The organism is Actinophytocola sp. NPDC049390 (assembly GCF_044466355.1).
GTDB lineage: Bacteria > Actinomycetota > Actinomycetes > Mycobacteriales > Pseudonocardiaceae > Actinophytocola.
Genome location: NZ_JBITMQ010000002.1, coordinates 775,910 through 800,126, shown reverse-complemented (window position 1 = coordinate 800,126; position 24,217 = coordinate 775,910). Strand labels below are relative to the sequence as shown.

General features: G+C 71.7%; 25 protein-coding genes. 20 read left to right on the top strand and 5 right to left on the bottom strand.

The features are described from left to right. The first annotated feature begins 123 nt into the window (after positions 1-123). From coaBC to ACIBVP_RS09930, 3 genes are all read left to right on the top strand, one after another. Positions 124-1,344 (top strand): bifunctional phosphopantothenoylcysteine decarboxylase/phosphopantothenate--cysteine ligase CoaBC, encoded by a 1,221-nt coding sequence (coaBC, locus tag ACIBVP_RS09940; protein WP_396105863.1) that lies wholly within the window; start codon positions 124-126, stop codon positions 1,342-1,344. A 67-nt stretch (positions 1,345-1,411) separates the two neighbouring features. Continuing rightward, a complete protein-coding gene (gene metK, locus ACIBVP_RS09935; protein ID WP_396105661.1) occupies positions 1,412-2,614 on the top strand; it encodes a methionine adenosyltransferase in 1,203 nt (400 codons plus the stop codon). Then, a complete protein-coding gene (locus ACIBVP_RS09930) occupies positions 2,586-2,993 on the top strand; it encodes a DUF5313 family protein (protein WP_396105660.1) in 408 nt (135 codons plus the stop codon). The genes metK and ACIBVP_RS09930 overlap by 29 nt, the downstream gene beginning before the upstream one ends. A 116-nt stretch (positions 2,994-3,109) precedes the next feature. On the opposite strand, the gene ACIBVP_RS09925 is transcribed toward ACIBVP_RS09930, so the two are convergent. The 3 genes from ACIBVP_RS09925 to ACIBVP_RS09915 form a co-directional block, all read right to left on the bottom strand. After that, positions 3,110-4,009, bottom strand: a complete 900-nt coding sequence (locus tag ACIBVP_RS09925; RefSeq protein WP_396105659.1) for a DUF559 domain-containing protein — start codon at positions 4,007-4,009, stop codon at positions 3,110-3,112. Between the two features lie 116 nt (positions 4,010-4,125). Continuing rightward, positions 4,126-4,314 (bottom strand): DUF397 domain-containing protein, encoded by a 189-nt coding sequence (locus ACIBVP_RS09920; RefSeq protein ID WP_396105658.1) that lies wholly within the window; start codon positions 4,312-4,314, stop codon positions 4,126-4,128. Between the two features lie 15 nt (positions 4,315-4,329). Further along, positions 4,330-5,151, bottom strand: a complete 822-nt coding sequence (locus ACIBVP_RS09915) for a helix-turn-helix domain-containing protein (protein WP_396105657.1) — start codon at positions 5,149-5,151, stop codon at positions 4,330-4,332. Between the two features lie 205 nt (positions 5,152-5,356). Between ACIBVP_RS09915 and ACIBVP_RS09910 the strand changes: the two genes are divergently transcribed. Further along, a complete protein-coding gene (locus tag ACIBVP_RS09910) occupies positions 5,357-7,366 on the top strand; it encodes a primosomal protein N' (protein WP_396105656.1) in 2,010 nt (669 codons plus the stop codon). A 45-nt stretch (positions 7,367-7,411) separates the two neighbouring features. Then, complete coding sequence (locus ACIBVP_RS09905; RefSeq protein ID WP_396105655.1) at positions 7,412-8,158, top strand: class I SAM-dependent DNA methyltransferase; 747 nt, start codon at positions 7,412-7,414, stop codon at positions 8,156-8,158. A gap of 8 nt (positions 8,159-8,166) precedes the next feature. Here ACIBVP_RS09905 and ACIBVP_RS09900 read toward each other — a convergent pair whose 3' ends face one another. Then, positions 8,167-8,994, bottom strand: a complete 828-nt coding sequence (locus ACIBVP_RS09900; protein ID WP_396105654.1) for a hypothetical protein — start codon at positions 8,992-8,994, stop codon at positions 8,167-8,169. After that, complete coding sequence (locus tag ACIBVP_RS09895; RefSeq protein WP_396105653.1) at positions 8,991-9,587, bottom strand: RNA polymerase sigma factor; 597 nt, start codon at positions 9,585-9,587, stop codon at positions 8,991-8,993. Before ACIBVP_RS09895 ends, ACIBVP_RS09900 begins: the two co-directional genes overlap by 4 nt. A gap of 93 nt (positions 9,588-9,680) precedes the next feature. On the opposite strand from ACIBVP_RS09895, the gene def reads away from it, so the two are divergent. From def to rapZ, 15 genes are all read left to right on the top strand, one after another. Further along, complete coding sequence (def, locus tag ACIBVP_RS09890; protein ID WP_396105652.1) at positions 9,681-10,229, top strand: peptide deformylase; 549 nt, start codon at positions 9,681-9,683, stop codon at positions 10,227-10,229. Further along, positions 10,230-11,156 (top strand): methionyl-tRNA formyltransferase, encoded by a 927-nt coding sequence (gene fmt / locus ACIBVP_RS09885; RefSeq protein WP_396105651.1) that lies wholly within the window; start codon positions 10,230-10,232, stop codon positions 11,154-11,156. After that, on the top strand, positions 11,153-12,592 hold the full coding sequence (locus ACIBVP_RS09880) for an RsmB/NOP family class I SAM-dependent RNA methyltransferase (protein ID WP_396105650.1): 1,440 nt from the start codon (positions 11,153-11,155) through the stop codon (positions 12,590-12,592). The genes fmt and ACIBVP_RS09880 overlap by 4 nt, the downstream gene beginning before the upstream one ends. 7 nt (positions 12,593-12,599) lie before the next feature. Then, positions 12,600-13,601 carry an asparaginase gene (locus ACIBVP_RS09875; RefSeq protein ID WP_396105649.1) on the top strand — a complete coding sequence of 334 codons (1,002 nt, stop codon included), beginning with the start codon at positions 12,600-12,602 and terminating at the stop codon, positions 13,599-13,601. Positions 13,602-13,794: 193 nt separating this feature from the next. Beyond that, the gene (gene rpe / locus ACIBVP_RS09870) at positions 13,795-14,472 is read left to right on the top strand and encodes a ribulose-phosphate 3-epimerase (RefSeq protein WP_396105862.1); all 678 of its coding nucleotides are present in this window, start codon (positions 13,795-13,797) and stop codon (positions 14,470-14,472) included. A 2-nt stretch (positions 14,473-14,474) separates the two neighbouring features. Continuing rightward, the gene (locus ACIBVP_RS09865; RefSeq protein ID WP_396105648.1) at positions 14,475-15,131 is read left to right on the top strand and encodes a riboflavin synthase; all 657 of its coding nucleotides are present in this window, start codon (positions 14,475-14,477) and stop codon (positions 15,129-15,131) included. Beyond that, on the top strand, positions 15,124-16,365 hold the full coding sequence (locus ACIBVP_RS09860) for a bifunctional 3,4-dihydroxy-2-butanone-4-phosphate synthase/GTP cyclohydrolase II (protein ID WP_396105647.1): 1,242 nt from the start codon (positions 15,124-15,126) through the stop codon (positions 16,363-16,365). Before ACIBVP_RS09865 ends, ACIBVP_RS09860 begins: the two co-directional genes overlap by 8 nt. Positions 16,366-16,404: 39 nt before the next feature. After that, a complete protein-coding gene (locus tag ACIBVP_RS09855) occupies positions 16,405-17,304 on the top strand; it encodes an intradiol ring-cleavage dioxygenase (RefSeq protein ID WP_396105646.1) in 900 nt (299 codons plus the stop codon). A 71-nt stretch (positions 17,305-17,375) separates the two neighbouring features. Continuing rightward, the gene (locus tag ACIBVP_RS09850; protein WP_396105645.1) at positions 17,376-18,314 is read left to right on the top strand and encodes an SDR family NAD(P)-dependent oxidoreductase; all 939 of its coding nucleotides are present in this window, start codon (positions 17,376-17,378) and stop codon (positions 18,312-18,314) included. Between the two features lie 129 nt (positions 18,315-18,443). Beyond that, a complete protein-coding gene (ribH, locus tag ACIBVP_RS09845) occupies positions 18,444-18,941 on the top strand; it encodes a 6,7-dimethyl-8-ribityllumazine synthase (RefSeq protein ID WP_396105644.1) in 498 nt (165 codons plus the stop codon). Then, entirely contained in the window at positions 18,941-19,399 is a 459-nt protein-coding gene (locus ACIBVP_RS09840) for a PH domain-containing protein (protein WP_396105643.1), read from the top strand. Before ribH ends, ACIBVP_RS09840 begins: the two co-directional genes overlap by 1 nt. Before the next feature lie 106 nt (positions 19,400-19,505). Further along, positions 19,506-19,997 carry a Rieske (2Fe-2S) protein gene (locus tag ACIBVP_RS09835; RefSeq protein WP_396105642.1) on the top strand — a complete coding sequence of 164 codons (492 nt, stop codon included), beginning with the start codon at positions 19,506-19,508 and terminating at the stop codon, positions 19,995-19,997. Between the two features lie 131 nt (positions 19,998-20,128). Continuing rightward, on the top strand, positions 20,129-21,169 hold the full coding sequence (locus tag ACIBVP_RS09830; RefSeq protein WP_396105641.1) for a GDSL-type esterase/lipase family protein: 1,041 nt from the start codon (positions 20,129-20,131) through the stop codon (positions 21,167-21,169). Between the two features lie 205 nt (positions 21,170-21,374). Further along, a complete protein-coding gene (uvrC, locus tag ACIBVP_RS09825) occupies positions 21,375-23,309 on the top strand; it encodes an excinuclease ABC subunit UvrC (protein ID WP_396105640.1) in 1,935 nt (644 codons plus the stop codon). Continuing rightward, on the top strand, positions 23,306-24,196 hold the full coding sequence (rapZ, locus tag ACIBVP_RS09820) for an RNase adapter RapZ (protein ID WP_396105639.1): 891 nt from the start codon (positions 23,306-23,308) through the stop codon (positions 24,194-24,196). The genes uvrC and rapZ overlap by 4 nt, the downstream gene beginning before the upstream one ends. Positions 24,197-24,217 lie beyond the last annotated feature (21 nt).

Sequence of the window (24,217 nt, the reverse complement as noted above, 5' to 3'; positions counted from 1 at the left end):
GCCGCCGGCGTCTGGACTGACGAGCACGAAGGCCCGGCGAGGAACGAGCCCTGGGCCTTCGCGCGCAGGAGGGAAGACGCCGGGAACAGGCTCGCGAACGCCGAGCGGAGCGAGGCCGTGACACTGACTCAGGGCTCGCGCGTCGTTCTGGGTGTGGGCGGCGGCATCGCCGCCTACAAGGCGTGCGAGGTCCTGCGACAACTGACCGAGTCAGGGCATTCGGTCAGGGTCGTGCCCACCGCGGCGGCGCTGCGTTTCGTCGGTGCCGCCACCTTCGAGGCGTTGTCCGGACAGCCGGTGCACACCGAGGTCTTCGACGACGTCCCCGAGGTGCCGCACGTCCGCATCGGCCAGGAGGCCGACCTGGTGCTGGTCGTCCCGGCGACCGCGAACCTGCTGGCCAAGGCCGCGCACGGGATCGCCGACGACCTGCTCACCAACACCCTGCTCACCGCGCGCTGCCCGGTGCTGATGGCCCCGGCCATGCACACCGAGATGTGGGAGCACGCGGCCACGCAGGCCAACGTGGCGACGCTGCGTGCCCGCGGTGTGGTGGTCACCGAGCCCGCGAGCGGGCGGCTGACCGGCACCGACACCGGCAAGGGCCGCCTCGCCGACCCCGCCGAGATCGTCGACCTCGCCCGGCTGCTGCTCGCGCGGCGGGACGCGTTGCCCCGTGACCTTCAGGGCGTGCGCGTCGCGGTGTCCGCAGGCGGCACCCGGGAGGCGCTCGACCCGGTCCGGTACCTGGGCAACCGTTCCTCGGGCAAGCAGGGCTACGCGCTGGCCAGGACCGCCGCCCAGCGTGGCGCGCTGGTCACGCTCGTGTCCGCGCACACCGTCGGCCTGCCAGAGCCCGCCGGCGTTGACGTCGTGCGGGCGGGCACCGCGCTCGAACTGCGCGAGGCCATGCACGCGGTGTCGGCGAACGCCGACGTCGTGGTGATGGCCGCCGCGGTCGCCGACTTCCGCCCGGCCACGCGAGTGGACCACAAGATCAAGAAGACGGATCGTGACCCGGATCCAGTCTCGCTGACTCGCAACCCGGACATCCTGGCCGAGCTGGTCGCCGCGCGCAGACCCGGCCAGGTGATCGTCGGCTTCGCCGCGGAGACCGGCGACAGCGGCGCGGACGTGCTCGAACACGCACGCGCCAAACTCAAACGCAAGGGCTGTGACCTGCTGGTTGTCAACGCGGTGGGCGAGGGACGAGCCTTCGAGACCGAGGACAACGCCGGGTGGCTACTATCGGCCGACGGAGCGGAACGACCCATCGAGCTGGGCTCGAAATCGCGGATGGCGTCCGACATATGGGATGCGGTCGTTCAACTGATTCATCAGTGAGTCTCGCTCGATACCTAGTACATAGTCTTCAGGCAGGCAACAGGGAAAGATTGGGTGTGGGTACGTCGTGAGTAGTTCCGCGAGCAGGCTGTTCACCAGTGAGTCGGTGACCGAGGGGCATCCGGACAAGATCTGTGACGCCATCAGCGACGCCGTACTCGACGCATTGCTGTCGAAGGACCCGAAGTCGCGCGTCGCGGTCGAGACACTCGTGACGACCGGTCAGGTCCACGTGGCCGGTGAGGTCACCACCGAGGCGTACGCCGACATCCCGTCGCTGGTCCGCGAGACCATCCTCGACATCGGCTACGACTCGTCGGCCAAGGGCTTCGACGGCAACTCGTGCGGTGTCAACGTCGCGATCGGCTCCCAGTCGCCGGACATCGCGCAGGGTGTCGACACCGCGTACGAGAAGCGCGTGGAGAGCGACGAGGACGAGATCGCCAAGCAGGGCGCCGGTGACCAGGGCCTGATGTTCGGGTACGCCTGCACCGACACGCCCGAGCTGATGCCGCTGCCGATCGCGCTGGCGCACCGCCTGTCCCGCCGGCTGACCGAGGTCCGCAAGAACGGCCAGCTGCCGTACCTGCGCCCGGACGGCAAGACCCAGGTCACCATCGAGTACGCCGGTGACCAGGCCGTGCGGCTGGACACCGTGGTGGTGTCCTCGCAGCACGCGGAGGGTGTCGACCTGGAGAAGCTGCTCGGCGTCGACGTGCGCGAGCAGGTCGTGCAGCCGGAGATCGCCGCGCTGGAGCTGGACACCGAGAACGTGCGGCTGCTGGTCAACCCGACCGGTCGCTTCGTCATCGGCGGCCCCATGGGTGACGCGGGCCTGACCGGCCGCAAGATCATCGTCGACACGTACGGCGGCATGGCCCGCCACGGTGGTGGCGCGTTCTCCGGCAAGGACCCGTCGAAGGTGGACCGTTCCGCGGCGTACGCGATGCGCTGGGTCGCCAAGAACGCGGTGGCCGCGGGCCTCGCGACCCGCCTCGAGGTCCAGGTCGCCTACGCCATCGGCAAGGCCGCTCCGGTCGGCCTGTTCGTCGAGACCTTCGGCACCGAGACGGTCGACCCGACGAAGATCCAGCAGGCCATCAGCCAGGTCTTCGACCTGCGGCCCGCCGCGATCATCCGCGACCTCGACCTGCTGCGGCCGATCTACCGCCAGACGGCGGCCTACGGTCACTTCGGCCGCCCCGAGCTGGACCTGCCGTGGGAGCGGACCGACCGCGCGGATGCACTCAAGTCGCTCGCGGGCGCCTGACCCGTTCCGCTGGTTGTGGTACGCGGTGGCCGGTTCGCTGCCCGCCGCGTACCACGAGTGGGTCCTCTACGACCTGACGTGCCGGACGTGGGTGCTGCGGCACTTCTCGCGCGTGATGGTGCAGTTCCTGCCGTGGTGGCTGGCGCTGCTCGTGCCGGGACCGTGGTCGCTGCGGATCTCCATGGTGGCGCTGGGGTACCTGCTCGGGTTGTACTTCTCGCTGTCCTTCATGGAGGACGCCTGCGAGCGGCGACTCGTGAAGGCGGGCTATCCGGCGGGGTTGAACCGCAAGATCCGCGAAGAGACCCCACCCGCCGAACGCGCCGAGTCGGCGCGGTTCTACGCGTCGTACTACCCGCCCCGCGAGGCCGGTCCCTGAGCCTGTTCGCCGAGGCGGCCGATCGGTTCAGGCGTCGGTCAGCACGGTGAAACGGCGGACCGGGCCTGTCAAGACCATGACCACGACAATGGGAAGCTGACGCTCGTAGGCGAGCGTCAGCTTCCCACTTCGATGATCTTGTGCCCCGGCTCCGGGCCACCGAGGGCAAGCCGGATCTCGTAGGACACGGCGTCCGGGCGCGTGGTCAGGTCGTGCCAGGTGAACCGGAGCACGGTCCAGCCGGTGAGTACCAGCGCGTTCTGCCTGCGCCGGTCGTGCCGGAACCGCTGGACGTCCGAGTGCCAGGCCCACCCGTCCACCTCGATGGCGAGCCGTGCCTCGGGAAAGGCGAGGTCCAGCGCGTACCCGCCGACCCGGTACCCGCACCGCCAGCCGGAGAGCCCGGCGCCGCGCACCAACCCGACCAGCAACCGCTCCGCGGCCGACGCCGCCCGGTCCTGGCTGGCGCGGAGCAGTTCGGCCGCGCGGGCTGACCCACGGCGGCCGAGGTTGCGGCAGTGGGCGGTGTACAGGTCGGCGACTGACACGCGCCGCTGCAGCGCCCGATCCAGCAGTTGTGATCCGAGGTCACCCAACTCGACGGCCGCATCGAGGACGGTCAGTGGCACTCCGGTCGCCCACAACCCCTTGAACTTCACCCGGTCCGCCGGGCGCAGATCGCACCGGCGAACCCGCACACGCGGCCGCGCCGTCAGGCGGCGGCGGTGCGGGATGGCGATCTCCACCCAGGCGGGCGGCTCGGGCCACAGACCGTGCCACCAGGCCGCGGTGACACCACGAAGGGTGGCGGTCGGCCCGGCCCACAGCAGGGCGGCGCGCACCCGCACCTCTGCGGTGAGCGGATGGTCGGCCGCGAAGTACACCCCCGGGTGCAACCGCACCCACACCCTACGCGCGAGCCGCCGACCGATCGTCGCCGAACTCAGACCCCCGTCCAGGGCCTGGGCTCTGCTGATCACACCGGCCTGCCGACGCAGCACCCCTTCGATCCTCATGCCGCGCAGTCTGCCGCCGGGGACCGACAAGCCCGGGCCATGATCACCACAATGGGAGCGATGAGCTCACATTCGAGCGTCAGCTTCCCATTTCGATGATCTTGACCGGGCCTCCGTCAGCCGGTCGTGGCGAGTAGCGCGAACCATGCGGTCGGGGGCAGAACGAGGACCGGACCGCTGGCGTTCTTGGAATCCCGCACCGCGGCGGTCTCGTCAGTCAGGGCGATCTCGACGCAGTTGTCGTTGCCGCCGCCGGTGCCGCCGCTGAAGCTGCTCTTGCGCCACCGCAGGGTTGTGGTGTCCACAGTGGACGCTCCTTCTCAGCTTGACCACAATTCGTCGGCCACCTGCTCGATCAGTGCGATCGACTTGTCGGGACCAAGCGCCAGCGACCGGAGGTGAGCGAACCGAAGTCTAGCCGGTTCCACGAACTCGGACTTGTCCTGCCGCTCGTCGCCGAGAGCGTGAAGCGCATGGCAGATGCTGGGCTGACCGGGCAGCGGAAAGTCCAAGACGCTGAACCCGCCGTATGTGGCCTCGAACGAGAAGGCTGAGGCAGGCAGGATCCGTAGCGTCACCGTGGGCAGTTCGTTGATCAACGTGAGGTGTCGCAGTTGTCCCAGCATCACCGGGGGCTGAGCAGCCGCGTTCCGCAGCGCTGATTCGTGCACTACGGCATCGAGTTGGAGCGGGTGCTCCTCGTCCGTGAGCCGTTCCTGCCGGATCAGCCGCACTTCGAGCTGGTTGGCGATCCAGTCTTCCCGCCGGACCTCCCGACCCGAGTTGAACAGCGCACGCGTGTAGTCGGCCGTCTGAAGCAGTCCAGGGATGAGCGTGACCTCGTAGTTGCTGATCCGGCTGGCGGCCGTTTCCAGCGCCACGAAGTCCTTGTCGGAGATGCCGTACCGCTTCCACCAACCTGGTTGGCGTGCTTGGCGGATCATGTCGAGCACGTCGTCCATGCGCTGGTCGTAGACGTCCATCATCGACCGCAGCAGGTGCACCGTGACCGTGCCGACGCCCTTCTCGAACCGGCCCAGCGCGCTGCGGGTGATCTCCAGCCGAGCGGCGGCCACGACGATCGTCAGCCCGGCGGCGTGCCGGGCCAGGCGAATCCGCCGCCCGACCTCCTGCCGCAGCACGACCGGACTGATGTGCCTGGTCGTCGTTCCCTCGACCCCGCTTCCCATGTGCCAACTCTCCCGGTGCGGCCCGCAGAATTGGGAACTCACCACTCGATCGAGCGAGCGGTCCTACACCGTCCCGTCCGGAGGTAACACCGTGCGTGCACAGCTCGGCCGGGGGCGCTGACCAGCTTTGACATGCGGGTCTGGTAGACCAGGCGGCATGACCGGCGGGCGCGTGGTGCGCAAGGGAGAGAACCGCCCGGCGGCCACCCTTCCGGTCGCCCGGGTGGTCGTCGACGTGCCGCTCGCCCACCTCGACCGGCCCTTCGACTACCTCGTGCCCGACACGCTCGACGCGGCGGCCGTGCCCGGGTGCCGGTTGCGGTTGCGGTTCGCGGGCAAGCAGGTCGACGGGTACCTCCTCGAACGGGTCGCCGCGTCCGAGTTCTCCGGGCGGATGGAGTTCATCGGCAAGGTCGTCTCGTCCGAACCGGTGCTCACACCCGACCTGGCGACCCTCGCGCGGGCGGTCGCCGACCGGTACGCGGGCATGATGATCGACGTCCTGCGGCTCGCCATTCCGCCTCGGCACGCCAAGGTCGAGGCCGAGCCGCCCGCGGAGCTTGCCGAGCCACCGCGGCAACCGGACACCACCGCCTGGGGGCGGTATCCCCGCGGGCCCGCCTTCGTCGACGCCCTGAAGCACGGGCGGCAGGCCCACGCCGTGTGGCAGGCCCTGCCGGGGGAGGACTGGCCCGCCCGCCTCGCCGAGTTGGCCGCCACCGCGGCCGCCAACCGGCGGGGTGCGGTGCTCGTCGTGCCCGACTACCGGGACGTGGCACGGCTGCACGCCGCCTGTGTCGCGCTGGCGGGGGAGGACAACGTCGTCGCCCTGTCCGCGGACGCCGGGCCCGCCAAGCGGTACCGGGCCTGGCTCGCCGTCAAACGCGGGACCGCGCGGATCGTCGTCGGGACACGGGCCAGCGTGTTCGCGCCCGTCGCGGATCCCGCGCTCTTCGTGGTCTGGGACGACGGCGACGACCTCCACGCCGACCCCCACGCGCCCTACCCGCACGTGCGGGACGTCCTCATCCAGCGCGCCCACGCCAGCGGCGCGTCCCTGCTCGTCGCCGGGTTCGCGCGGACCGCCGAGGCGCAGCTGCTCGTCGAGTCCGGGTGGGCGCCCGAGATCGTCGCGGCACGGGACGAGGTGCGCAGGGCCGCTCCCCGGATCACGTCGCTGGGGGAGACCGACCAGCAGCTCGCCCGGGATCCCGCCGCCCGTGCCGCGCGTATCCCGTCCGTCGCGTTCGAGGCCGCCCGGGATGCGCTCAAGGCCGGGCGGCCCGTGCTCGTGCAGGTGCCGCGTGGCGGGTACGTGCCCGCGCTCGCGTGCCAGCAGTGCCGTGGGCCCGCCCGCTGCCGTCGCTGTGCCGGGCCGCTGGGGCTGCCGGTCAGCGGCAGCGAGGCCCGGCCGCCCACCTGCCGGTGGTGCGGGGTGCCCGACACCGCTTTCCGTTGCGGCAACTGTGGTTCCCGGCGGTTGCGGGCCATCGTCGTCGGCGCCAAACGGACCGCGGAGGAGCTCGGGCGGGCGTTCGCCGACGTGCCTGTGCTCGGGTCCGGGGCCAAGGAGGTGCTGCGGCAGGTCGACGAACGGGCCGCGCTCGTCGTCGCCACGCCCGGCGCCGAGCCCGTCGCCGTCGGCGGCTACGGGGCCGCGTTGCTGCTCGACGGGTGGGCGTTGCTCGGGCGCGCCGACCTGCGTGCCACCGAGGAGACCCTCCGGCGGTGGATGACCGCCGCCGCGCTGGTGCGGCCCGGGCAGGACGGGGGACGCGTGGTGGTGCTCGCCGAGTCCGCGTTGCCGCCGGTGCAGGCGCTCGTGCGGTGGGACCCCGTGTGGCACGCGGGCCAGGAGCTGGCCGCGCGTGCCGAGCTGGGTTTCCCGCCCGCCGTGCGGATGGCGTCCGTCGACGGGCCCGCCAAGGCACTCGCCGCGTTCCTCGACGAACTGGCGCTGCCGCCGTCCGGGGAGGTGCTCGGGCCCGTCCCGATCGGCGAGCCCGACCGGGACGGCAACACCGAGAAGGAACGGGCGCTCGTGCGCGCCACGCGCGCGCAAGGCCGGGCCCTCGCCGCCGCTCTCGCCACCGCCCAGCACGCCCGCACGGCGCGGAAGGAACCGGACGCCGTCCGCGTCCGGCTCGACCCGCTCGAGCTGATCTAAAACGGGGTGCGCCGCCGCCCGTGCCGCGACTAGCGTCCTGCGACCGTGAGCGAAGACGACCCGGCGGACGGCTGGTTCCCCGAAAGCGTGGCCGCGGACTACGACGGTCCCGGCGACGAGAACGCACCCGAGGCGGTGGCGGCCGTGGTCGACGTGCTGGCGGACCTGGCCGACGGGCCGGTACTCGAGTTCGCCGTCGGCACCGGGCGGATCGCGGCGCCGCTGGCCGCGCGTGGTGTGCCGGTCAGCGGGATCGAGCTGAGCCGGGCCATGGCCGCACGCGTCGCGGGCAAGCCGGGCGGCGACGCGGTCGACGTCACGATCGGCGACATGACCGGTACCCGGGTGCCCGGGGAGTTCTCGCTGGTCTACCTGGTGTTCAACACGATCAGCAACGTCACCACCCAGGACGGGCAGGTCGACGTGTTCGTCAACGCGGCCGCGCACCTGCGGCCGGGCGGGTTGTTCCTCGTCGAGGTCGGGCTGCCGGACCTGCGCCGCCTGCCGCCGGGACAGGACACGGTGCCGTTCGCGCTCGATCCCGGCAGCGGGTACGTCGGGTTCGACCAGTACGACGTCGTCACGCAGGAGTTCACGTCCAACCACGTCACCGTGTCACCGGAGGGCACCGGACGGTTCCGCCGCATCCCTTTCCGGTACGCGTGGCCCGCCGAGATGGACCTCATGGCGCGCATCGCCGGAATGCGGCGCAGGCACCGCTGGGCGGACTGGGACCGTTCCCCGCTCACGGCCGAGAGCACCAAGCACGTGTCGATCTGGGAGAAGACGTAGCCGGTGACCTAGAAGGTGCCGGTCGCGCCGACCGGCGGCAGGGCGGACGGGTCGTGCGGGTAGGTCCCGCCCGCCTGCCAGCGATCGTTCCTGTCGCGGGTGAGGATCGTCACTCCGTCCCCCGTGCCGAGCTCGCCGACGTCCACGACGAACAGCTGATCGTCGAAGACCGGCGAAGCGGCCGACCTGACGGTGACGGATCCGTCCTGCCCCTCGTCGAGGACGGCGAACTCCAGCCCGTTCTCGACCTGCGCGAAGCCGGCCAGCACCCCGGACGGCGACTGGTACAGCACCCAGTCGGTCGCGGAGACGTTCCCGAACGTCCTGGGGTTCGCGGTCGGGTCGGAGACCGTCGCGGTGTTCCCGCCGACGACGCAGAACATCGGCTTCTGGCCGGACTCCCGGTACCCGGTGATCCGGGCGCCCTCCGGTGTGGTCACGGTGAAGACCGGCGACCACTCGGAGCGCGGTGCGAACTCGGCGGCCCGGGGGCTCGCCGCGACCACCGTGGCGCAGTGGTCCAGGTCGGCGTTCGTGCGCGCGTCCGGCTCGGACCTCGTGAGGGGGGAGCCCGCGGTCGAGGCCGCGCCCCGGTGGTCACCGTCCGGAGTGCCGGTTCCCGACTGGGTGAGGACGGCCGCGCCCATCGCGAGGGCGGCGACGCCCGCGGCGACAGCCAGCGGGGCCCGGGACCGGACCCGCCGCGGTGGTGCGGACGGGGGCACGACGGACACGGCGCCGGAGCCGGTACCGGTGGCGGTGTCCAGCGTGGCGCGGATGCGGGTGCGCACGTCGGCGGGAAGGCTCTCGCGTGGCGGCAGGTCGAACTCGTTCATGACGGTTCCTCCAGTGTCGTGCGCAGGCGGGCCCGTGCGCGGGAGAGTCGGGAGCGGACGCTGACCTCGGCGACTCCGAGCAGCTCCGCGGCATCGGCCGTCGACAGCTCGCCGAGCAGGCACAACTCGACGGCCTCGCGTTCGGCACGGGGCAGCGAACGCACCGCGGACAGGACGCGGGCCATCCGCGCGTCGCCGTCGACGCGCCGCGCCACCTCGTCCGCGTGGTCGGGCGCGACACCCGCGTCCGGCACGCGCCGCAGCGCACGCAGGAAGCGGGTCGAGCCGCGTCGTTCGTCCCTGGCCAGGTTCGCGGCGACCGTGTAGAGCCACGGCAGTGCCGAGTCCCGGACCAGGCGCAGGTCGGCGCACTTGCGCCAGGCGAGCAGGAACGTGCCTGACGTGAGGTCCTCGGCCTGGCTCCACGACGCGGTCAGCCGGTACGCGTGGTTCCACACCGCTTCGACGTGCCGTTCGAACAGCTGGCCGAACGCCGCCCGGTCACCGGTCGCGGCGCGGGCCCACAGCTCGGGGTCGGTGTCGCCGGCGATGGCAGGTCCTCGTGGTGGGTTCGCTGTGCGTGTGTCGGTCACGTGGTGAAGTGGCCAGTACAGCACTCGCCGTTGCGTCCTCAGGGCACTGAATAGACTGACGTGTGCCGCCCACGTGAGACCGATCGGAGCAATGTGACCGTCCAGCCCATCCGGCTCTTCGGCGACCCCGTGCTGCGCACGCCGGCCACCGAGGTCGTCGACTTCGACAGGGAGCTGGCCACCCTCGTCAAGGACCTCTGGGACACGATGGAGGACCAGGGGGGCGCCGGTCTTGCCGCACCCCAGCTGGGTGTGGGCCTGCGCGTGTTCACCTACCACTGCGACGGGTTCGCCGGCCACCTCGTCAACCCCACCTGGACCGCCGTCGACGACGACAAGCAGGACGGTGAGGAGGGCTGCCTGTCCATCCCCGGCCTGTACTGGGAGTGCGTGCGCGCCAAGAACGTCGTCGCGCGCGGCTGGAACATGCACGGCGAGCCGGTGCAGGTCGAGGGCACCGACCTGCTCGCCCGCTGCATCCAGCACGAGACCGACCACCTCGACGGCGTGCTGTTCGTCGACCGGCTCGACGCGGCCACCCGCAAGGCGGCGATGAAGGAGATCCGCGCGGCCGAGTGGTTCGACGGCGGCCTGCCGACGATCAAACAGAGCCCGCACTCGCTGTTCGGCGGTGCCGTCTAGATGCGGCTGGTATTCGCGGGTACGCCGGACGTCGCGCTGCCGTCCCTGCGTGCACTCATCGAGGCGGAGCGGCACGAGGTCGTCGCCGTCGTCACCCGGCCAGACGCGCCAGCGGGCCGTGGCCGCCACCTCGTGCGGTCGCCGGTCGGCGCGCTCGCCGACGAGCACGGCATCGAGGTGCTCACCCCGGCCAAGGCGTCCGACCCCGCGTTCCTCGACCGGCTGCGTGAGCTCGCGCCCGACTGCTGCCCGGTCGTCGCGTACGGGGCGCTGCTGCCGCGGTCCGCGCTCGACATCCCGCGGCACGGCTGGGTCAACCTGCACTTCTCGGTGCTGCCCGCGTGGCGTGGCGCCGCGCCGGTGCAGGCCGCGGTGCGGCACGGCGACGAGATCACCGGCGCCAGCACGTTCCGCATCGTCAAGGCACTCGACGCCGGGCCGGTGTTCGGCGTGCTCACCGAGGCGGTCAAGCCCGGCGACACCGCCGGTGTGCTGCTCGACCGGCTCGCCGAGGCGGGCGCCGGGCTGCTGGAGTCCACGCTCGACGGCATCGAGGACGGCACGCTGGCAGCGGTGGAGCAGCCCGCCGACGGCGTGACCTACGCGCCGAAGATCACCACCGAGGACGCCAGGCTCGACTTCACCGCACCGGCGGTCGGCGTCGACCGGCTCGCCCGCGCGGTCACGCCGGACCCCGGCGCGTGGGCGGAGTTCCGCGGTGAACGCATCAAGCTCGGCCCGGTGACCATCACCGACACCGAACGGCTCGCTCCGGGGGAGTTGCGGGTCGAACGCAGGCGGGTCCTCGTCGGGACCGCGACCGGACCGGTCGCGCTCGGCGAGGTGCAGGCGCCGGGCAAGAAGAGAATGGCGGCAACCGACTGGGCGCGGGGCGCGCGCGTCGAACCAGGAGAGCGGCTGAAGTGACCCAACCACGACGGCGCCCGGCGAGGTTCTCCCGGCCTCGCACGCCGCACCCCCCGAAGCCGAGGGGCGGCCCCGGCAGGCCGCCCGTCGACGACCCGGCCCGGCAGGCCGCGCTCGACACGCTGCGCGAGGTTCGCGCCCGCGATGCGTACGCGAACCTGCTGCTGCCGCAGATCCTGCGCGAACGGCGGATCACCGGCCGTGACGCGGCGCTCGCCACCGAGCTGGCCTACGGCGCCTGCCGCTGCATCGGCCTGCTCGACCAGGTGCTCGAGGCCTGCGTGGACCGCCCGCTCGCCAAGGTCGAACCGGCGCTGCTGGACGTGTTGCGGCTGGGGGTCTACCAGCTGCTGCGCACCCGCATCCCGTCCCACGCCGCCGTCGCGTCGACCGTCGACCTGGTCCGTGCCGGGCACGGGTCACGCAGCAGCGGGTTCGTGAACGCCGTGCTGCGCAAGGTCGCGGAGCGGTCCGAGGAGGAGTGGCTCGACAAGCTGGCCCCGGACTCCGACAAGGACCGGATCGGCAACCTCGCCATGCGCGAGGCGCACCCGCGCTGGGTCGCCCGCGCGTTCGCCGACTCGCTCGGCACCACCGGCGACGAGCTGGCCGACGCGCTGGCCGCCGACAACGAGCGGCCCGCCGTGCACCTGGTCGCGCGGCCCGGCGAGATCACCGCCGAGGAACTCGCCGCCATGACCGGCGGCGACGTCGCCCCCTACTCGCCGTACGGGGTGCGGCTCGCGGCGGGCGCCGGTGACCCGGCCGGGCTGGACCCGGTGCGCGAGCGGCTCGCGGCCGTGCAGGACGAGGGCAGCCAGCTGTGCGCGGTGGCCCTGACCAGGCCGGAGGTCGAGGGCGAGGACAGCCGGTGGCTGGACCTGTGCGCCGGGCCGGGCGGGAAGTCGGCGCTGCTGGGCGCGTTGCTCGCCATCGAGGGCGGGCGGCTCGACGCGGTCGAGAAGGCACCGCACCGGGCGCGGCTGGTCGAGCAGTCGACCGAGGGCCTGCCCGTGGTGGTGCACGTCGGTGACGGGCGGTCACCGGCGGCGCTCGGGCTGGCGAACGGGTCGTTCGACCGGGTGCTCGTGGACGCGCCGTGCACCGGCCTCGGCTCGCTGCGGCGGCGCCCGGAGGCGCGGTGGCGGCGGCAGCCCTCGGACGTGGGGGAGCTGACGAAGCTGCAGCGCGAGCTGCTGCTCACGGCCGTCGACCTGGTGCGGCCGGGTGGCGTGGTCGGGTACGTGGTGTGCTCGCCGCACCTGTCGGAGACCGTCGGCATCGTGTCGGACGTGGTCCGCCGCACCGGCGTGACCGCACTGGACACCCGGGAGTCGTTCCCGGATATGCCAGGGCTGGGTGACGGACCGTACGTGCAGCTGTGGCCGCACCGCCACGGCACGGACGCCATGTTCTGCGCGTTGCTGCGGAAGTGAGCGAAGCTTGCGTAGCGAACCATCGACGCAGGGTCACGTCGCGGTCATCTCGATGGGCGGCACCATCGCCATGGCGCCCAGCGCCAGCGGCGGGATCGTGCCCGCGCTCGGCGCGGACGACCTGGTGGCGTCCGTGCCGGGGCTCGCCGAGCTGGACGTGAAGATCACGACGGAGTCGCTGCGGTCGCTGCCCAGCCCGTCGCTCGGGCTCGCCGACCTGGTCGCGCTCTCGACCCGGGTGCACGAGGAGATCGCGGCGGGTGCGACCGGTGTGGTGATCACCCACGGCACCGACACCATCGAGGAGACCGCGTTCTTCCTCGACCTGACCGTGCCGGGCGACGCGCCCGTCGTCGTCACCGGCGCCATGCGCCACCCGCACTCGGCGGGCCCGGACGGTCCGGCGAACCTGTACGCCGCGATCCGCGTCGCGCTCTCCCCGGCGGCACGCGGGCTCGGCACGCTCGTCGTGATGTCCGACGAGATCCACGGCGCCCGGTTCGTCCGCAAGAGCCACACCAGCAGCACCGGCGCGTTCGTGTCACCCGGGTTCGGGCCGCTCGGCCTGGTCGTCGAGGGTGACCCGCGCATCCGGGGCGTGGCACGCACCGGCCTCACCCTGCCCGCCCACCCCCGGGTCACCGACGTCCGCGTCGGCCTGATCACGGTCGCCATGGGCGACGACGGGGAACTGCTGCGCCGCTCCGGCGACCTGTTCGACGGCGTCGTGATCGCCGGGCTCGGCGCGGGGCACGTGCCCGCCACGATGGTGCCGGTGGTGGCCGAGCAGGCCGCGCGCGTGCCGGTCGTCCTGTCCACCAGGACCGGCGCCGGGTCCGTGCTGCGGCAGACCTACGGTTACCCGGGCTCCGAGCGTGACCTGCTCGACCGCGGCCTCATCCAGTCGGGGTTCCTCGACCCGGCCAAGTCACGGGTGCTGCTGACGCTGCTCCTCGCCGACCACGCACAGAGATCACAGATCACCCAGGCATTCGATCTGTACCGCTAGCGTCCTGAGCCGGAGATTCGGCGCGCTTCTCGGCGGCCCAGCTTCCCGCTGGCGGCGTTGCCGGGTCGCCCAAGTACGACCCGGTACGAGGACGACCCGGCGCCTTGCCAGCGGAAACCTGGATCCGCCGACAAGCACACCAATCTCCGGCTCAGAACGCTCGTAATAGGCTCGGCTGGTGCCACGAACGCCCATGATCGCGCCCAGCATCCTGTCCGCCGACTTCGCCCGGCTCGCCGAGGCGACCGCGGCCGTCCGCGGCGCGGACTGGCTGCACGTCGACGTCATGGACGGCCACTTCGTGCCCAACCTGACACTCGGGCTGCCGGTGGTGAAGTCGATCCTGGCCAGCACGGACATCCCCGTCGACTGCCACCTCATGATCGACGACCCGGACCGGTGGGCGGTCGGGTACGCCGAGGCGGGCGCGCACAACGTGACCGTCCACGTCGAGGCGGCCGCCGACCCCGTGAAGGTCGCGCACGACATCCGTGCCGCCGGCGCGAAGGCCGGGCTGTCGATCAAGCCGAAGACGCCGTTCGAGCCCTACGTGGAATTGCTGAGCCACTACGACACGTTGTTGGTGATGTCCGTCGAACCCGGGTTCGGCGGACAGGAGTTCATCACCGACGTGCTCGACAAGGTCCGCAAGGCGCGGGCCATGGTCGACGCCGGTGAGCTGACGGTGCTGGTCGAGATCGACGGCGGGATCAACGCCGACACGATCGAGCAGGCCGCGGCGGCCGGAGTCGACTGCTTCGTCGCGGGCTCCGCGGTGTACGGCGCCGACGACCCTGCAAAGGCGGTCGAGGCGCTGCGGAATCTAGCACGAGGAACGATGCGCTCCTCGGCCGACAGAAGGACGATGTAGGGGTGTTCACGGGGATCGTCGAAGAGCGCGGCGAGGTCGTCGCCGTCCAGGACCTGCCGGATGCCGCGCGCATCACGGTGGCGGGGCCGCTCGTGACCAGCGACGCCAGACAGGGCGACTCGATCTCGGTCAACGGCGTGTGCCTGACCGTGGTGGAGGTCGCGGACGGGGCGTTCACCGCCGACGTCATGCGCGAGACGCTGGTGCGCAGCAGCCTCGACAAGATCGCGGCGGGCGAGCCGGTCAACCTCGAGCGCGCCGCCGAGGTCGGCAAGCGGTTCGGCGGGCACATCGTGCAGGGCCACGTCGACGGCACCGGGGTGATCCTGTCCCGCGACCCGTCGGAGCACTGGGACGTCGTACGCATCGGCATCCCGCCCCGCCTCGCCCGCTACCTGGTCGAGAAGGGCTCCATCACGGTCGACGGCGTGTCGCTGACCGTGGTCGAGGTGACCGACGACTGGTTCTCCGTGAGCCTCATCCCGGAGACGCTGCGCGCCACCACGCTCGGTGTCCGCACACCGGGCGACCGGGTCAACCTGGAGGTCGACGTCGTCGCCAAGTACGTCGAGCGGTTGGCCTTGCCACACTTGCGCGGAACCGGGGCCGCCGCGGAGCACAATGGCCTCACGTCGGAGGAGGCGGTCGTCAATGAGTGACATCGAGGGCATCGAGAAGGCCATCTCGGACATCGCCGCCGGTCGGCCGGTGATCGTGGTCGACGACGAGGACCGCGAGAACGAGGGCGACCTGATCTTCGCGGCGGAGAAGGCGACGCCCGAGCTGCTGGCGTTCATGGTGCGCTACACGTCCGGGTACATCTGCGTGCCGCTCACCGAGGCCGACTGCGACCGCCTCGACCTGCCGCCCATGTTCCACACCAACCAGGACGTCCGCGGTACCGCCTACACGGTGACCGTCGACGCCAAGGAGGGCGTGAGCACCGGCATCTCCGCAGCCGACCGCGCGCATACGATCCGGCTGCTCGCCGACCAGAAGTCGGTCGCGGGCGACTTCACGCGGCCCGGTCACGTGGTGCCGCTGCGGGCGAAGGAGGGTGGCGTGCTCCGCCGCCCCGGGCACACCGAGGCCGCCGTCGACCTGGCGTTGCTGGCCGGGCTGCGGCCCGCCGGCGTGCTGTGCGAGATCGTGTCGCAGAAGGACGAGGGCGACATGGCCCGCCGCGAGGAGCTGGAGGTCTTCGCGGCCGAGCACGACCTCACGATCATCTCCATCGCCGACCTCATCGACTACCGCCGCCGCAAGGAGGTGCAGGTCGTCCGGGTCGCCGAGGCCAGGATCCCGACCGCGCACGGCACGTTCCGGGCGGTCGGCTACGACTCCAAGCTCGACGGCATCGAGCACATCGCGCTGGTCTACGGCGACATCGAGGACGGCGAGAACGTCCTGGTCCGCGTGCACTCCGAGTGCCTGACGGGTGACGTGTTCGGCTCGCTGCGCTGCGACTGCGGCCCGCAGCTGGACGCGGCGCTCGCGGCCGTCGCCGCCGAGGGCCGGGGCGTGGTGCTGTACATGCGCGGGCACGAGGGCCGCGGCATCGGCCTCATGCACAAGCTGCAGGCCTACCAGCTGCAGGACAACGGCCACGACACCGTCGACGCGAACCTGGCGCTGGGTGTGCCCGCCGACGCCCGCGACTACGGGCAGGGCGCGCAGATCCTCGTCGACCTGGGCATCAAGTCGATGCGGCTGCTGACGAACAACCCGGCGAAGCGGGTCGGCCTGGACGGCTACGGGCTCACGATCGTGGACCGCGTCGCGCTGCCGATCCGCCCGAACGCGGAGAACCTGCGGTACCTGCGCACCAAGCGGGACCGCATGGGACACGAGCTCGGTGACCTGGAGCTGTACGAGGGGTCGTCCCAGGGATAGCACAGGCGACGCACAGACTCCGATCCTGACGTCGATGCCATGACAGAGAGTTACGAGGGCCGCCCGCTGCCCCGTCCACAGGACGAGGTGGCCGACCAGGGTCTGGGTTTCGACCTCGGCACACTGCACAGTCGCCGCCGGGCCCTGCGGTTCCTCGGCCTCGGCGCCGCGGCCGTGGGGTTGACCGCGTGCAGCGCAGGGGGCGGCACGTCGCCGCCGACATCGACTCCGACATCGACCACCACGGCGACGTCGTCGTCCGGTGCCCCGGGGGAGATCCGTGAGGAGACGGTCGGGCCGTTCCCGGGCGACGGCTCCAACGGACCGGACGTGCTGGAGCAGAGCGGCATCGTGCGCAGCGACATCCGGTCGAGCTTCGGCGGGTTGCGCGGCACCGCCGAGGGCGTGCCCATGACCCTGGAGCTGACGGTCGCCGACCTGGCGAACGGGGGAGCGGCGTTCGCGGGTGTCGCCGTGTACGTCTGGCACTGCTCCCGCGAGGGCGGCTACTCGATGTACTCGGACGGCGTCGAGGACCAGAACTTCCTGCGTGGCGTGCAGATCGCCGACAGCGCCGGGAAGGTGAGCTTCACCAGCGTCTTCCCCGCCTGCTACGCGGGCCGCTGGCCGCACGTCCACTTCGAGGTGTACCCGGACCAGGCGAGCATCACCGACGCGGCGAACGTCATCGCCACCTCGCAGGTCGCGTTGCCGCGGGACGTGTGCGAGACCGTGTACGCCGAGAGCGGCTACGAGGAGTCGGTGCCGAACCTGTCGCGCGTCAGCCTGGACTCCGACAACGTCTTCGGTGACGACGGTGGCGCCACCCAGCTGGCCACCGTGACCGGTGACGTCGCGGGTGGCTACACCGTGCGGCTTGCCGTCGGTGTGGACACCACGACCGGACCGGCGGGCGGTGGCGCCCCGCCGTCGCGCTGAGCGGTGGCCCCGGCAGTCCTACGACAACCGGACGACTGCCTGCGGCCGGGCCGTTCCCGCAGGGTGAGGTCATGACCGAACCCGGAACCGTCCTCATCACCGGCCCGACCCGCAACCTGGGCCGGCACGCCGTGCTGGCCATGGCCGCCCGGCCGCGGGCGCGGCGCCCCGACCTGCTGCTGGTCGGCCGCGCCGGGCGCGACCTGACCGCGGTCGCCGACGAGGCCCGCGCGCGGGGCGCCCGCGTCCACGAGATCGGCTGCGACCTGTCGCGGCTGGCCGACGTGCGTGCCGCCGCCACCACCGCGCGCGACCTGCTCGCCGAGGGCGCCGTGCGGCCGCTGCGCGCGCTGGTCGCGAACGCGGGCACCATGTCGGCCGACACCCGCGTGGCCTCGTCCGACGGCTACGAGCTGACGTTCGCCGTCAACCACCTCGCCCACGCCCAGCTCATCGGTGACCTGCTCGGCTCGTTCACCGCCCCGGCCAGGGTCGTCCTGCTCGGCTCGAACACCTACCACGCCAACGTCTGGCGCAGGCTGCTCGGCGTGCCCGAGGCGAAGTGGGCCGACCCCGTGGAGCTCGCCCGCCCGGCCACCGGCGCGGAGGCGCCGGGCATGGTCGCGTCCGGTGTCGCCTACTCCAACGCCAAGCTCGCGATCCTGTACTACGCCCACGAGCTGCAGCGCCGCGCCGACGCCGGGGTCGGCGTGTCGGTGTTCGAACCCGGGTGGATGCCCGGCACCGCGCTCGGCCGCGGCGCCCCCGCGGCGGTGCGGGCGATCAGCCGCGCCCTGGGCCAGGTGCCGGGCGTGTCGACGCCGCGGCGTTCGGGGCCGCTGCTCGCCGCCATGGCCCTCGACGACACGTGGGCACACCTGCGCGACGGCGCGTTCGTGGTGAAGACCAGGCTGACCGAGGTGCGCCCGGCCGCGCACGACCGCGACCGGGAGCGGCGCCTGTGGGAGGCGACCGCGGAGCTGCTGGCGCGTGCGCGGATGCCGCGCTAGGCGCCGGTCTCCGTCACCCGGAAGGCGGCCCGGTGGCCGGATCTCGCGGGTGGTTCGCGAGCCGGTCGCGACCCGCGCGGAGCGAAGGGGGATAATTTCGGGTGTTCAGAGGCGAGGAGGCGCGCGAGCGTGAGTGGCGAAGGCCGTCCCGAGGTCGAGGTCCAGGAGTGCGAAGGCATCCGCCTCGCGATCGCGGCCACCCGGTGGCACGACAAGATCACGTCGACGCTGCTCGAGCGTGCGCTCGCGGCCGCGGACAAGGCGGGTGTGAAGGAGCCGACGGTGGTCCGCGTCCCGGGCGCCGTCGAGCTGCCGGTCGTGTGCCAGGAGCTGGCGAAACACCATGACGCGGTCGTCGCGCTCGGCGTGGTGATCCGCGGCGGCACCCCGCACTTCGAGTACGTGTGCGACGCGGTGACCTACGGCCTCACCCGTGTGTCGCTCGACGAGTCGACGCCGGTGGGCAACGGTGTGCTCACGGTGAACAACGAGCAGCAGGCGCTGGACCGTTGCGGGCTGCCGGACTCCGCCGAGGACAAGGGCTTCGAGGCGACGGTCGCCGCGCTGGACACCGCCATGGTGGTCCGCGGCCTGCGTCAGCCATGGACGGAACGGGGGTTCGAGTGATGTTCACGGCCCGACCGCGCAAGGTCCGCGTGCTGTCGGTCATCGGCGCGCTGGTCTTCGTCGCCGTGTTCACCGTGGTCGCGATCCTGCTGCGCAACACCCCGACCGGCGTGTACTTCTACCTGTCCGACCAGATCGCGATGGTCGGCATCGGCGTGCTGATCGCGTGCGGCGCGCTGATGTTCGGGCGCCCGCGCGTGCGTGCGGACCTCGACGGCGTCGAGGTCCGCAACATGCTGGGCAGCCGCCGCTACGCGTGGTCGGAGATCGAGTCGGTGAGCTTCCCGGACGGTTCCGCGTGGGCCCGTCTGGAGCTCCCGGACGACGAGTACGTCCCGGTGCTGGCCGTGCAGGCCATCGACGGCGAGCACGCCGTCGCCGCGATGCGCGAACTGCGCCGGCTGCGCCGCGAGGCCGAGGAGAACGCCGAGGAGAACGCCGAAGCCGCCCAGCAGTGACGCGTGCCCGCGCGGCCATCCGGGGGCAGTCCGGCTGAACCGTTCGGCGCGCGGGCGCGTAGGGCCTCGTGTAGATCGTCTGCCGAGACCCCATGGAGGCCAGGCTTTGACTGCTGTCGAACCCACCACGCCCACGAACACCCCCACGACCGGCACCCGGTCGCGCCGCGATGTGCTGTGTGGCCTGATGGTCGCGCTCGTCGCCCCAGGTGCGCTGGTCGCCGCCTGCTCCGACGGCGGTTCGTCGAGCGGCGGCGCGACCACCGGCGGCGGCTCGACACCGGCGGGCGGTGGCTCCGGCTCGGCCCAGGGCCTTGCCGCGCTCGCCGACGTGCCGGACGGTGGCGGTCTGATCGTCGACAACCCGGCAGGCGGCAAGATCCTCCTGGCCCGCACGGGTGACGAGGTGAAGGCCTACAACGCCGCCTGCACCCACATGGGCACGATCGTCAACGCTCCCAGCGACGGCGTCGCGGTCTGCTCGAACCACGGCAGCGAGTTCTCCACCGAGGACGGCTCCGCGACGAAGGGCCCGGCGACGCAGCCGTTGCCCACGATCGGCGTGAAGGTCGAGGGCGACCAGGTCGTGCTCGCCTGACCATTCGAACTCCCCGAGCAAACGTGAGGTCCGTTCGGGTTATAGCGGCCCGAATCGGCACGCCGTACTGTGATTGAGCCGTAACCAAACGTAGGCGGACGACCGCCGCGTGTGCTCGGGGAGTTCAGGTCATGCGATCAACGAAGATCACTGCCCTCGCGCTGGGGGCGTTACTCGCGGGCGGTCTGACGCTCGCCACTCCGGCGGCGGGTGTCGCCGACGACCGTCCGACCGCCATCGTGTCGCTGGGCGACAGCGCCATCTCCGGTGAGGGCGCGGGCGACTACGAGGAAGGGACGCGCGGCGAGAACGGCAACTGGTGCCACCGGTCCGCCAACGCGCTCGTCCACAGGACCGCGGTCGCCGAACACACCATCAACCTCGCGTGCAGCGGCGCCGAGGCCGCGAACGTGTCGCTGGCCGACACCACCCACTACACCGAGGGGTCGCAGGCCCGCCGCCTGATCGGCATCGCGCAGCAGTACCGCGTCACGACCGTCGTCGTGCAGGTCGGCGCGAACGACGAGCCCGCGTTCGCGGACACCATCCTCGACTGCATCGCGAAGTGGTTCGACCCGTTCAGCTCCGGCTGCCGCAAGAAGCTGCGCACCGAGTGGCCCCAGCGCCTGGCCGCCATGGCGCCACGCGTGGAGGTCGCGCTGGCCGACGTGCGCACCGCCATGTCGCAGGCGGGCTACGCGCCCGGCTCCTACAACCTGGTCCTGACCTCCTACGCCTCCCCGCTGACCGAGCACATGGACGCCATCCTCCACGGCCCGCAGGGCTGCCCGTTCAAGCTGGCCGACGCGGGCTACGGCCGGACCGAGGCGGTCCCGCAGCTCTCCGAGGCACTGCGCGGCGTCGCGTCCCGGTCGGGCGCCAAGTTCCTGGACTTCTCCCGCGCCACCGAGGGCCACGAGGCGTGCAGCGGGTACGGCGACTCGTCCACCGAGTGGCAGAACCGCGTCAAGGTCGACCCGTGGGCCTGGGTGACCGGCGGTCTCGACGCGATCGGCATCCACATGGCACAGGAGTCCTTCCACCCCAACGCGAAGGGCCACGCGCAGCTGGGCCGGTGCGTCACCGAGTTCGTGCACTCGGGCGCGGGTTCCGCCCGGTGCCTGATCGGCACGGACGGCAACCTCCACGCTGTTCCGCCTCCCCGGATTTAAAAGTGTTGGTCCCGACCCAGCGACACCTGCGGACCGTGGGCGGTTGGTGGCTGAGTACCGTCACGTTCCCCTGAGGTAACTGCTGATCAGGCCAAGACTCTCCCGCAAAGATCAGTTGGGACATTGCGCCAATACCGTGTCGCGCCCGGCCGGGCGCGACACGGGGGTGTCCGGCGTTGTCGGTGGTCGGTCGTAGGCTGGTCGGGTGGCTGATCCGTCGACATATCGTCCGTCGCCGGGCACGATTCCGGACGCGCCTGGGGTGTACAAGTTCCGTGATCCCGGTGGCCGGGTCATCTACGTCGGCAAGGCGAAGTCGCTGCGCAGCCGCCTCAACTCCTACTTCGCCGACGTCGCGATGCTGCACCCGCGCACGCGGCAGATGGTCACGACGGCGGGCAGCGTCGAGTGGACCGTCGTCGGCACCGAGGTCGAGGCCCTCCAGCTCGAGTACAACTGGATCAAGGAGTTCGACCCCCGGTTCAACGTCCGTTACCGGGACGACAAGACCTACCCCGTGCTGGCGGTGACGCTGCACGAGGAGTACCCGCGCCTGCACGTCTACCGAGGACCGCGCCGCAAGGGGGTCCGCTACTTCGGCCCCTACGCGCACGCGTGGGCCATCCGCGAGACGCTCGACCTGCTGCTGCGAGTCTTCCCGGCCCGCACCTGCTCGAACGGCGTCTTCAAGCGGCACGGCCAGATCGGCCGCCCCTGCCTGCTCGGCTACATCGGCAAGTGCTCGGCCCCGTGCGTGGGCCGGGTGTCCGCCGACGAGCACCGCGACATCGTCGAGGACTTCTGCGACTTCCTCGCGGGCAAGACCGACCACATGATGAAGCGGCTCGAGAAGGAGATGAACGCCGCCTCCACCGACCTCGAGTTCGAGCGCGCCGCCCGCCTGCGCGACGACCTGGCCGCGCTGCGCCGCGCGATGGAGAAGCAGGCCGTGGTACTCGGCGACGGCACCGACGCCGACGTGGTCGCGTTCGCGCACGACGAGTTGGAGGCCGCCGTCCAGGTGTTCCACGTCCGCGGCGGCCGCGTGCGTGGCCAGCGCGGCTGGGTCATCGACAAGATCGACGAGATCGACGAGGCCGGGCTGGTCGACCAGTTCCTCATCCAGTTCTACGGCGACCAGGCCGAACTGGCGGAGGGGGACGACAGCCCCGTGCCGCGCGAGGTGCTGGTGCCCGCGCTGCCCGAGGACGCCGAGGCCATGTCCGACCTGCTCTCGGAGCTGCGTGGCGCCCGCGTCGCGCTCCGCGTGCCGCAGCGCGGCGACAAGCGCGCGCTCATGGAGACGCTGGAACGCAACGCCAAGGAGGCCTTCCAGCTGCACAAACTGCGCCGCGCCGGTGACCTCACCGCCCGCTCGGCCGCGCTGCAGGAGCTGCAGGACGCGCTGGGCCTCGACACGGCGCCGCTGCGCATCGAGTGCATCGACATCAGCCACATCCAGGGCAGCGACGTCGTGGCGTCGCTGGTCGTGTTCGAGGACGGGCTGGTCCGCAAGTCCGAGTACCGCCGGTTCGCGATCAAGGACGCGGCCACCGAGGGCGACGTCGCGTCGATCGCCGAGGTCGTCCGCCGCCGCTTCCACCGCTACCTGCAGGAGACCCGGGAGGAGCCGAGGGCGGGCATCGACCCGGAGACCGGGCGGCCGAAGAAGTTCGCCTACCCGCCGAACCTGCTGGTCGTCGACGGTGCGGGCCCGCAGGCCAACGCGGCCGCGGACGTGCTCGCCGAGATGGGTATCCAGGACGTCGCCGTGATCGGCCTCGCCAAGCGACTGGAGGAGGTGTGGCTGCCCGCCGACCCGGAGCCGACCATCCTCTCCCGCACCAGCGAGGGCCTCTACCTGCTGCAACGCGTCCGCGACGAGGCGCACCGGTTCGCCGTCGCCTACCACCGGCAGAAGCGCTCGAAGCGGATGACCACCTCGGCGCTCGACGGCATCCCGGGCCTCGGCCAGAGCCGCAAGGCGGCCCTGCTCAAGCACTTCGGTTCGCTCAAGCGGTTACGCCAGGCCACCGTGGACGACATCAGCGGTGTACCGGGAATCGGCGCGCACACGGCGGCGCTGGTACACAGTGCCCTGGCAGCACGAACAGACCAAGACAACGGGAGCGAATCATGACTGAAACGCCTGAGGACCACGCACAGGGCGTGGAGGTCGCCGTGGTGACCGGCCTGTCCGGCGCGGGCCGCAGCACAGCGGCCAAGTGCCTGGAGGACATCGGCTGGTTCGTGGTGGACAACCTTCCGCCCGAGCTGATCTCCACGATGGTCGAGCTGGGGGCGAAGGCCCAGGGCGCGGTCACGAAGGTGGCCGTGGTGATGGACGTGCGCAGCCGCGCGTTCACCGAGGACCTCGCGTCGATCATCAAGGACCTCGACGCGAGCGGGTACAAGCCGCGCGTGGTGTTCCTGGAGGCGACCGACGAGGTGCTGGTCCGCCGGTTCGAGCAGGTCCGCCGCGGCCACCCCATGCAGGGCGACGGCAGGCTCATCGACGGCATCAAGGCCGAGCGTGAGCTGCTCGGCCCGCTGCGTTCGGACGCCGACCTGGTGCTCGACACCTCCACGCTGTCCGTGCACCAGCTGCGCGCCAAGATCGAGGACGCGTTCGGCAGCGACGCCGCCAGCACCACCAAGGTCACGGTGCTGTCGTTCGGCTACAAGTACGGCATCCCCATGGACGCCGACCTGGTCATGGACGTGCGGTTCCTGCCCAACCCGTTCTGGATCCCGGAGCTGAAGGACCTCACCGGCAAGGACGCCGACGTGCGCAACTACGTGCTCACGCAGGAGGGCGCCGAGGAGTTCCTCGACCGCTACCACGAGCTGCTGCGGCTGATCGGCGCCGGCTACCGGCGTGAGGGCAAGCGGTACCTGACGCTCGCGATCGGCTGCACCGGCGGCAAGCACCGCAGCGTGGCCATCTCGGAGGAGCTGTCCCGCCGCCTCGCCGACGAGGACCGGATGGCGGTGAAGGTGGTCCACCGCGACCTGGGGCGCGAGTGAACGGAGCCCGCGGAGTGAACC

Excerpts from the sequence above, each read along its gene's own strand:
- ACIBVP_RS09930 (WP_396105660.1), top strand. The coding sequence starts at position 2,586 with ATGCACTCAAGTCGCTCGCGGGCGCCTGACCCGTTCCGCTGGTTGTGG.
- ACIBVP_RS09925 (WP_396105659.1), bottom strand. The coding sequence starts at position 4,009 with ATGAGGATCGAAGGGGTGCTGCGTCGGCAGGCCGGTGTGATCAGCAGA.
- ACIBVP_RS09910 (WP_396105656.1), top strand. The coding sequence starts at position 5,357 with ATGACCGGCGGGCGCGTGGTGCGCAAGGGAGAGAACCGCCCGGCGGCC.
- ACIBVP_RS09900 (WP_396105654.1), bottom strand. The coding sequence starts at position 8,994 with ATGAACGAGTTCGACCTGCCGCCACGCGAGAGCCTTCCCGCCGACGTG.
- fmt (WP_396105651.1), top strand. The coding sequence starts at position 10,230 with ATGCGGCTGGTATTCGCGGGTACGCCGGACGTCGCGCTGCCGTCCCTG.
- rpe (WP_396105862.1), top strand. The coding sequence starts at position 13,795 with ATGATCGCGCCCAGCATCCTGTCCGCCGACTTCGCCCGGCTCGCCGAG.
- ACIBVP_RS09860 (WP_396105647.1), top strand. The coding sequence starts at position 15,124 with ATGAGTGACATCGAGGGCATCGAGAAGGCCATCTCGGACATCGCCGCC.
- ACIBVP_RS09855 (WP_396105646.1), top strand. The coding sequence starts at position 16,405 with ATGACAGAGAGTTACGAGGGCCGCCCGCTGCCCCGTCCACAGGACGAG.
- ACIBVP_RS09850 (WP_396105645.1), top strand. The coding sequence starts at position 17,376 with ATGACCGAACCCGGAACCGTCCTCATCACCGGCCCGACCCGCAACCTG.
- ACIBVP_RS09840 (WP_396105643.1), top strand. The coding sequence starts at position 18,941 with ATGTTCACGGCCCGACCGCGCAAGGTCCGCGTGCTGTCGGTCATCGGC.
- ACIBVP_RS09830 (WP_396105641.1), top strand. The coding sequence starts at position 20,129 with ATGCGATCAACGAAGATCACTGCCCTCGCGCTGGGGGCGTTACTCGCG.
- rapZ (WP_396105639.1), top strand. The coding sequence starts at position 23,306 with ATGACTGAAACGCCTGAGGACCACGCACAGGGCGTGGAGGTCGCCGTG.